The following is an 8,240-nucleotide window of genomic DNA, read 5'->3' on the forward strand; positions in this document are numbered from 1 at the left end:
GGCGATGGCCACGATCGAGGAGTGCCGCTCCGCACTCGACGCGTTCGCCCGGACCCTGGCACGGACCGACGGCGATATTCACGGTGTCGCGGCCCTGGACCGCTCGCTCAGCTGCCACGTCACGGATCTCGACACGACCTTCACCGGCCGTCTCACGGCCGGCCGGGTCGAGGTGCTCGACCGGCATGACGGGCCGCCCCGCGAGAAGGCGCAGATCCGGCTGGCGCTGACCGGGGACGACCTGGTGGCTCTGGTGGCCGGGGAGCTGGCCTTCGCCAGGGCGTGGGCGGTGGGCCGGGTCAGGCTGGAGGCCGGGTTCCGCGACCTGCTGCGCCTGCGCTCACTTCTGTAGCGCCGCGCCCGCCGACACCGCGCCACTCGCCGCCGCGTCCGTCGCCGCCCCGTCTGCCGGCGCCGCGTCCGCCACCGAGTCCGTCGCCACCACATCCGCCGCCACCACGTCCGTCGCCGCTGCGTCCGCCGCCACCGAGTCCGCCGCAGCAGACGTGCCGACCGAGGTGGCTCGCGCGGCCGCGCCGCCGCGGGCCCGGCGCGCCGCGGGCACGACGAGCGGTGTCCCCGTCTCGGGGTCGTCGATGACCTGGCAGCGCAGCCCGAAGACCCGCTCGACCAGTTCGGCGGTGACGATCTCCGACGGCGGCCCCTCGGCGACGATCTCCCCGCCCCGGACGGCGATGAGGTGCGTGGCGTACCGGGCCGCGTGGTTCAGGTCGTGCAGGACGGCGACGAGCGTGCGGCCCTGCGTCTCGTGCAGTTCGGCGCACAGGTCGAGGACGTCGATCTGGTGCTGGATGTCGAGGTACGTCGTGGGCTCGTCCAGCAGGAGCAGCGGCGTCTGCTGCGCGAGGGCCATCGCGATCCAGACGCGCTGGCGCTGGCCGCCGGACAGCTCGTCCACGTACCGGTCGCCGAGTTCGCCGACGCCCGTGGCGTCCATCGACTCCTGGACGATCCGCTCGTCCTCCGCCGACCACTGGCGCAGCAGGCCCTGGTGCGGGTAGCGGCCCCGGGCGACGAGGTCGGCGACCGTGATGCCGTCGGGCGCGATGGAGGACTGCGGCAGCAGCCCCAGGGTCCGGGCGACCTTCTTGGCGGGCATGGCGTGGATGGCCTGGCCGTCCAGCAGCACCCGGCCCGCGGTCGGCTTCAGCATCCGCGACAGGGCGCGCAGCAGGGTCGACTTGCCGCAGGCGTTCGGGCCCACGATCACCGTGAAGGAGTGGTCGGGTATCTCGACCGACAGGTCGCGGGCGATGATCCGCTGCTCGTAGGCGAGCGTGACCGCCTCGGCGGTGAGGCGCTGGGCCGGGCGTCGGCTCTGGCGCTGCATGGACGTACTCCTGGCGTTCTCGGGGGTCGGGGAGGTCTCGGGGGTCACAACCGGCCCGCCTTGCGTTCGGTGACCAGCAGCCACAGCAGATAGACGCCGCCGACGACACCGGTGACGACGCCGACCGGCAGCTGGCGCTCGCCGAAGGCGTTGGTGGCGGTCCAGTCGGCGACGAGCAGCAGGGCGGCGCCCATGAGGGCGGACGCGGCGAGGTTCGGGCCGGGCGAGCGGGTGAGCCGGCGGGCGAGCTGCGGCGCGCTCAGCGCGACGAACGTGATGGGCCCGGCGGCGGCCGTGGCGACGGAGACGAGGAGCACGGCGGAGCCCATGAGCACGATACGGGTCCGCTCGACCCGGACGCCCAGGGCGTACGCGGCGTCATCGCCCATCTCCAGCATGCGCAGGGGCCGCCCGTACGCCAGGGACAGCGGCACGAGGACCGCGCAGACGGCCAGCAGCGGCCAGAACTGGGCCCAGTCCCGGCCGTCGAGCGAGCCGGTCATCCACAGCACGGCCCGGGTGGCGTCGACCAGATTCGCCTTGGTGATCAGGTAATGGATGACGGCGGTCAGCATGGCGGCGACGCCGATGCCGACGAGGACCAGCCGGAAGCCGTGCACGCCCCGCTTCCAGGCCAGCAGGTAGACCGCGACGCCGGTGGCCGCGCCGCCGACGACGGCCCCGCCCGCGACGGCGCCGGGACCACCCTGGAACAGCACGATCACGGCCAGCGCGCCGACCGCCGAGCCCTGCCCGAAACCGATCATGTCGGGGCTGCCGAGCGGGTTCCGGGACAGGGACTGGAAGGTGGCGCCGCCCAGGCCGAGCGAGACACCGACGAGGACCGCGACGAGGACCCGCGGCAGGCGCAGGTCCTGGACGACGAACTCCTGCGCGGCGGTGCCGTCACCGAGGAGCGTCGCGACGACGTCGGCGGGCGCGATGGGGAAGTCGCCGCTGCCGATGAGGACGACAGCGGCGGCGATGGTCGCCGCCAGCAGCACCAGCACGGCGGCGGCCGCCCGGCGCTCCACCCGCACGGACAGTCCGCCGGGCGTGCGGATCGCCCGCACCGAGCGGGTGGGGGTACGGGTCGCGGTCACAGCTGGGCCATCCTCTTGCGGCGTACGAGGTGGATGAAGACGGGCCCGCCGAGCAGCGCGGTGACGATGCCGACCTGGAGCTCGGCGGGACGGGCGACGACACGGCCGACGACATCGGAGCCGAGCAGCAGCACGGGTGAGAGGACCGCCGCGTACGGCAGGATCCAGCGCATGTCGGGGCCGGTGAGCGCGCGCACCAGGTACGGCACCATCAGGCCGATGAAGACGATCGGCCCGCACGCCGCGGTCGCCGCGCCGCAGAGCAGCGTGACCGCCAGCATCGCCAGCACCCGCGTACGGGTCAGGTTCGCGCCGAGCGCGCGGGCGGTGTCGTCGCCCATCTCCATGGCGTTCAGGGGCCGGGCGATCAGCAGCGCGAGCACGACGCCGACGCCGAGGAAGGGCGCGACCTTGCCGACGGTCTCCATGTCGGCGTTGGCGAGCGAGCCGACGGTCCAGAAGCGCAGCCGGTCCAGCGCGGCGGAGTCCAGCAGCTGTACGGCGTTGACGTAGCCGTACAGGGCGGCGGTCGCCGCGGTGCCGGCCAGGGCCAGCCGTACGGGCGTGGCGCCGCGGCTGCCGCCGAGCGCGTACACGACCACGGACACGGCGGCGGCCCCGAGGAACGCGAACCACACGTAGCCGGTGAGGGAGGTGACGCCGAGGAAGCTGATGGCCGTGACGACGGCGGCCGCCGCGCCCGCGTTCACGCCCATCAGGCCGGGCTCGGCGAGCGGGTTGCGGGTGAGGGCCTGCATCACGGCACCGGACAGGCCGAGCGCGATGCCGGCGAGGAGTCCGAGGACGGTGCGCGGCACGCGGACGTCGCGGACGATGACATCGTTGCCGGTGCCGGTGGGGTGGAACAGCCCGTGCCACACGTCGCCGAGAGGAACCGGCTTGGCTCCGATCATGATGCTCGCGACGCAGATCAGCAGCAGGACGCCGACGGCCACGAGCAACCCGGCCGCGCGCAGGCCATGGCGCTTGCGGGGCTCGGCTGCGGCCAGGGGTGGTTCCGCGCTCTGTTCGGGAGGACTGTCGACCAACACGCGGTTAGGTTAGCCTACCCTCCCTGATTGATCGTCGACGCGGGCACCGGTGCACCGGCAGGCTCACCGGCTCGCCAGTGCGCAGGCTCACCGGCCCAGAGGCCCAGAGGCTCCCGGCAGGCTCACCGGCTCACAGGCCCAGCCGGGCCAGCGCCTTCTCCGCGTCGAGCGTGCAGGCCGCGGCTCCCGCGCTGGTCCAGGCGGCGGCGCACAGTGCCCGCAGCCCGTCCATGGCGGCCCCGTCCCCGTCCAGTACGAGCGCGTCCGCGCCCGCCGACGCGGTCCAGCCGCCGCAGACGAACCCGGCGTCCGTCGCCGCCACCTCCGGCTGTCCGGTGAGCAGGCCCCGCAGATCCGCGTCGACATAGGTCGGCCGATGCTCCGGCACCGCCGCCAGCAGGGTCGCGGCACCGGTGACGCCGGTCAGTACGAGCAGCGAGTCCACGCCGCCGTTGAACGCGCCCTCGATGTCGGTGTCGAGCCGGTCGCCGACCACGAGCGGCTTCCGCGCGCCGGTCCGCAGGATCGTCTCCCGGTGCATCGGCGGCAGCGGCTTGCCCGCCACCTCGGGCTCGGCGCCCGTCGCGATCCGCACGACCTCCACGGCGGCGCCGTTGCCCGGGGCGATACCCCGGGCGCTCGGGATCGTCAGGTCGGTGTTCGACGCGAACCACGGCACACCGCGCGCGATCGCGTACGACGCCTCCGCGAACCGCCCCCAGGGCAGCTCGGGACCGCCGTACCCCTGCACCACGGCCGCCGGTTCGTCGTCCGCCGACTCGACCGGTTCGAGCCCCCGCTCCCGCAGCGCGACCCGCAGCCCGTCCCCGCCGATCACCAGCACCCGCGACCCCTGGGGCAGCCGGTCGGCGATGAGCCGGGCCACCGCCTGCGCCGAGGTGATCACATCGTCCGGGGCGGCCGGCACTCCCAGCTCGGTGAGGTGCGCGGCGACGGCGTCGGGCGTCCGCAGGGCGTTGTTCGTGACGTACGCGAGGTGCATGCCACCGTCCCGGGCGGCACCCAGCGCGTCCACGGCGTACGCGATGGCCTCACCGCCCGCGTACACGACCCCGTCGAGGTCCAGCAGCGCCGTGTCGTACGCCCGGCTCAGCGCCGTCGCACTGCCGCCCGGCCGGTTCCGCCCCTGCTGCCCCATCACTCTGCGCTCCTCGCTCGATTTCCGTCCCCCGATCATCGCTCATCCACCGGCCCACATACGATGCAAGGATGAACACACCAGGTCCCGCGGCCAATGGCGGTCTGCGCCTGAACCCGTTCCGAGGGCTGCGCTACGTCCCCGAGCGGGTCGGCAGTCTCGCCGCGGTGACCTCACCGCCGTACGACGTCGTCGTACGGCCCGACGGCCTGCACCACCTGGAGTCGTCCGACCCGCACAACATCGTCCGTCTCATACTCCCGCAGGCCCCCACGCCGGAGGCCCGCCTCCGGCAGGCCGCCGAGACGCTGGACGCCTGGCTCTCCGACGGCATACTCGCGCCGGACACCGAGCCGGCCCTCTACGTGTACGAACAGCGCAACGGCGACCTGCTCCAGCGGGGCCTCATCGGCGCCCTGGAACTGTCGGCACCCGCCGAGGGCATCGTGCTGCCCCACGAGGACGTGATGCCGCACGTGGTCGAGGACCGCGCGGCGCTGATGCGTACGACCGCGGCGAACCTGGAACCGCTGCTCCTCACCTACCGGGGAGACGGCAGCAACACAGGAGCGACCGCCGTCATCGAGCGCGCCATCCAGGGCACGCCACTGATCGCCACCACCACCGAGGACGGCTTCAGCCACCGTCTGTGGGCCGTCACGGACGCGGGCGACCTGGCCGTGGCGGCCGGCGACCTCGCCCGGCACCAGGCGCTCATCGCCGACGGCCACCACCGCTGGGCGACCTACCTGCGCCTCCGCGAGGAGCATCCGGCGCCCGGCCCCTGGAACTACGGCCTGGTCCTCCTCATCGACACGGCCCGCTACCCGCTGCAGGTCCGCGCCATCCACCGGCTGCTGCACCGCCTCCCGGTCGCCGACGCCCTGGCCGCGCTCGACGGCACGTTCCGTGTACGCACCCTCGACGGGCCGCTCCCGCGCGCGCTGGACGCCCTGGCGGACGCGGCCGCCGACGGCAACGCGTTCCTCCTCGCCGGTGACGGCCGCTTCCACCTCCTCGACCACCCCGACCCGGCCCTGCTGGCTCGCACCATCCGCGCGGACCGGCCGGCCGCCTGGCAGAGCCTGGACGCCACGGTCCTGCACTCGACGCTGCTCGACCACATCTGGCGCGTCCCGGACGCCCCCGAGCACATCACGTACATCCATGACACGCGGGCCGCCGTCACCCAGGCCGAGCGGCGGGGCGGCACGGCCGTCCTGATGCACCCGGTCCGGGAGGAGGTCGTACGGGACCTGGCGCGCCAGGGCGTCACGATGCCCCGCAAGTCCACGTCCTTCGGCCCGAAGCCGGCGACGGGCCTGGTGCTGCGCAGCCTCGACCTGGGCTGACCCGTTCCGGTCTGACCTCGACCCGGGCTCGACAAGCGAGCGAGACGACGGAAGGGCGGCACCCGCGTGGGGTGCCGCCCTTCCGTCATGTGTTCAGGGATCAGACCTGCTCGGCGTCGTCGTCCCCGGCGCGCTCGGCCTCGGTGCTCTCCGCCCCGATCTCATCGACGGTCTCGTCGGCGGTCTCGTCGATGGCGTCGACGAACTCCACACCGTCCAGTTCGGCGAGGCGGTCCGACGCGTCGGTGGCACCGTCCTTGTCGGACTCCAGCGCCTTCGCGAACCACTCGCGGGCCTCCGCGTCGCGGCCGGCCGCCAGCAGGGCGTCGGCGTAGGCGTACCGCAGCCGCGCGGTCCACGGCTGTACGGAGTTCGAGGCCAGCTCAGGGCTCTGCAGCGTCACGATGGCGGCGTCGACCTGCCCCATGTCCCTGCGGGCCCCGGCGGCGACGAGCCGCATCTCCACCTGGCCGGCCTTGTCCAGCTTCTGCACCTCGGGTTCACCGGCCATCGCCAGCGCGCGCTCCGGCCGCCCGAGCCCGCGCTCGCAGTCGGCCATGACGGGCCACAGCTCCACGCCACCGGTCATCCGGCGGGCCGCCCGGAACTCGGCGAGGGCCTCGGCGTACTTCTGCGTCGCGTACGCGGCGAAACCGGCGGCCTCGCGGACAGCGGCGACACGCGAGGCCAGCCGCAGGGCGATGCGCGAGTACGCGTAGGCCTTCTCCGGCTCCTCGTCGATGAGCTTCGCGACCATCACCAGGTTCCTGGAGACGTCCTCGGCGAGGCCCTTCGGCAGGCTCATGAGCTCCTGCCGCACATCCTTGTCGATCTCGTCGCCGGTGACGTCGTCCGGGATCGGGAGCCGCTTGATGGGCTCGCGGTCGCGGTCCCGCCCCCGGTCGTCACGCCGGTCGTCACGGCCCCGGTAACCGCCACGGTCGTCGCGGCCACGGTAACCGCCCCGGCCGCCGCCGGCCCGGTCGCGGTCCCGGTCGTCACGGCGCGGCCCACGCGGCCGGTCGTCACGGCCACGGAACCCGCCACGGTCGCGGTCCCTGTCGCGGTCGTCGCGGCGGGGCGCGCGGTCGTCACGCGGGAAGGCAGGCCGGTCGTCACGACGGGGCGCACGGTCGTCACGGCGGTCGTCACGGCGGTCGTCACGGCCGCGGTAGCCACCGCGATCACGGTCCCGGTCGTCACGGCGAGGCGCACGGTCGTCACGCGGGAACGTGGGCCGGTCACCGCCACGGCGGAAGCCGCCACGGTCCCGGTCGTCGTCGCGCCGCGGGCCACGCGGGCGGTCGTCACGCCGGTCGTCACGCCGATCGTCACGCCGATCGTCCCGGCGGAAGCCGCCACGGTCACGGTCGTCGTCGCGGCGGAAGCCGCCACGGTCGCGGTCGTCGTCCCGGCGGAAGCCGCCACGATCGCGGTCGTCGTCACGGCGGAAGCCACCACGATCGCGGTCGTCGTCGCGGCGGAAGCCACCGCGATCGCCACCACGGTCGCGATCCCGGTCGTCACGCCGCTGGAAACCGCCACGGTCACGGTCACGGTCGTCGTCACGGCGGAAGCCACCGCGATCGCCACCACGGTCCCGGTCACGGTCGTCACGACGAGCGAAACCACCACGGTTCCGGTCGTCGTCGCGGCGGAAGCCACCGCGATCGCCACCACGGTCCCGGTCACGGTCGTCACGACGCTGGAAACCGCCACGGTCCCGGTCGTCGCGGCGGACGAACCCACCGCGGTCGCGGTCGTCACGACGCGGACCACGGTCGCCGCCGCGATCACCGCCGCGATCCCGGCCACGGTCGCGGTCGCGGTCCCTGTCGCGGTCATCGCGACGGAACGCCGGCCTGTCGTCGCGACGGAACCCGCCGCCACGCCGGTCATCGTCACGGCGCGGACCACGGAAACCGCCCCGCTCGCCACCGTCCCTACGACGCGGCTCGCGTTCCGGACGGTCGTCGGAGGAGTTGGTGGACATGGGTGTGGCTCCTGTCTTCGGGTACCGCAAGTCATTCTCGCGCAGTCGGCGCGCCGACGCGCTGCGAGCAAATTCAAGCAAAAACAAAAGGACCCGTGGTCCCAGCATGAACGCTGGGACCACGGGTCCGTGAAAGATTGTTCGGCGGTGTCCTACTCTCCCACAGGGTCCCCCCTGCAGTACCATCGGCGCTGAAAGGCTTAGCTTCCGGGTTCGGAATGTAACCGGGC

Annotated in this window: 8 protein-coding genes and 1 rRNA gene; 2 read left to right on the forward strand and 7 right to left on the reverse strand. The window is 73.7% G+C overall.

Annotated features, from left to right (window positions below):
- Positions 1–4: 4 nt before the first annotated feature.
- A complete protein-coding gene (locus tag ACGF5U_RS31295) occupies positions 5–352 on the forward strand; it encodes a sterol-binding protein (RefSeq protein WP_392715457.1) in 348 nt (115 codons plus the stop codon).
- Here ACGF5U_RS31295 and ACGF5U_RS31300 read toward each other — a convergent pair.
- The 4 genes from ACGF5U_RS31300 to ACGF5U_RS31315 form a co-directional block, all read right to left on the reverse strand.
- Positions 341–1,351, reverse strand: a complete 1,011-nt coding sequence (locus ACGF5U_RS31300) for an ABC transporter ATP-binding protein (RefSeq protein WP_392715458.1) — start codon at positions 1,349–1,351, stop codon at positions 341–343. The genes ACGF5U_RS31295 and ACGF5U_RS31300 overlap by 12 nt on opposite strands.
- A gap of 44 nt (positions 1,352–1,395) precedes the next feature.
- Complete coding sequence (locus tag ACGF5U_RS31305) at positions 1,396–2,454, reverse strand: FecCD family ABC transporter permease (protein ID WP_392715459.1); 1,059 nt, start codon at positions 2,452–2,454, stop codon at positions 1,396–1,398.
- Entirely contained in the window at positions 2,451–3,506 is a 1,056-nt protein-coding gene (locus tag ACGF5U_RS31310; protein WP_392715460.1) for a FecCD family ABC transporter permease, read from the reverse strand. The genes ACGF5U_RS31305 and ACGF5U_RS31310 overlap by 4 nt, the downstream gene beginning before the upstream one ends.
- Positions 3,507–3,636: 130 nt before the next feature.
- Positions 3,637–4,665: an HAD-IIA family hydrolase gene (locus ACGF5U_RS31315; RefSeq protein WP_392715461.1), complete on the reverse strand. Its 1,029-nt coding sequence runs from the start codon at positions 4,663–4,665 to the stop codon at positions 3,637–3,639.
- A gap of 71 nt (positions 4,666–4,736) precedes the next feature.
- Here ACGF5U_RS31315 and ACGF5U_RS31320 point away from each other — a divergent pair, with 71 nt between their 5' ends.
- Positions 4,737–6,017 (forward strand): DUF1015 domain-containing protein, encoded by a 1,281-nt coding sequence (locus ACGF5U_RS31320; protein WP_392715462.1) that lies wholly within the window; start codon positions 4,737–4,739, stop codon positions 6,015–6,017.
- 100 nt (positions 6,018–6,117) lie between these two features.
- On the opposite strand, the gene ACGF5U_RS31325 is transcribed toward ACGF5U_RS31320, so the two are convergent.
- The 3 genes from ACGF5U_RS31325 to rrf form a co-directional block, all read right to left on the reverse strand.
- Positions 6,118–6,822 (reverse strand): hypothetical protein, encoded by a 705-nt coding sequence (locus ACGF5U_RS31325; RefSeq protein WP_392715463.1) that lies wholly within the window; start codon positions 6,820–6,822, stop codon positions 6,118–6,120.
- Positions 6,819–7,916 carry a hypothetical protein gene (locus ACGF5U_RS31330; RefSeq protein WP_392715483.1) on the reverse strand — a complete coding sequence of 366 codons (1,098 nt, stop codon included), beginning with the start codon at positions 7,914–7,916 and terminating at the stop codon, positions 6,819–6,821. Before ACGF5U_RS31330 ends, ACGF5U_RS31325 begins: the two co-directional genes overlap by 4 nt.
- Positions 7,917–8,149: 233 nt before the next feature.
- Positions 8,150–8,240: ribosomal RNA gene (gene rrf, locus ACGF5U_RS31335) — 5S ribosomal RNA — on the reverse strand; the annotation flags it as partial.

The organism is Streptomyces sp. NPDC047886 (assembly GCF_043204435.1).
Taxonomy (GTDB): domain Bacteria; phylum Actinomycetota; class Actinomycetes; order Streptomycetales; family Streptomycetaceae; genus Streptomyces.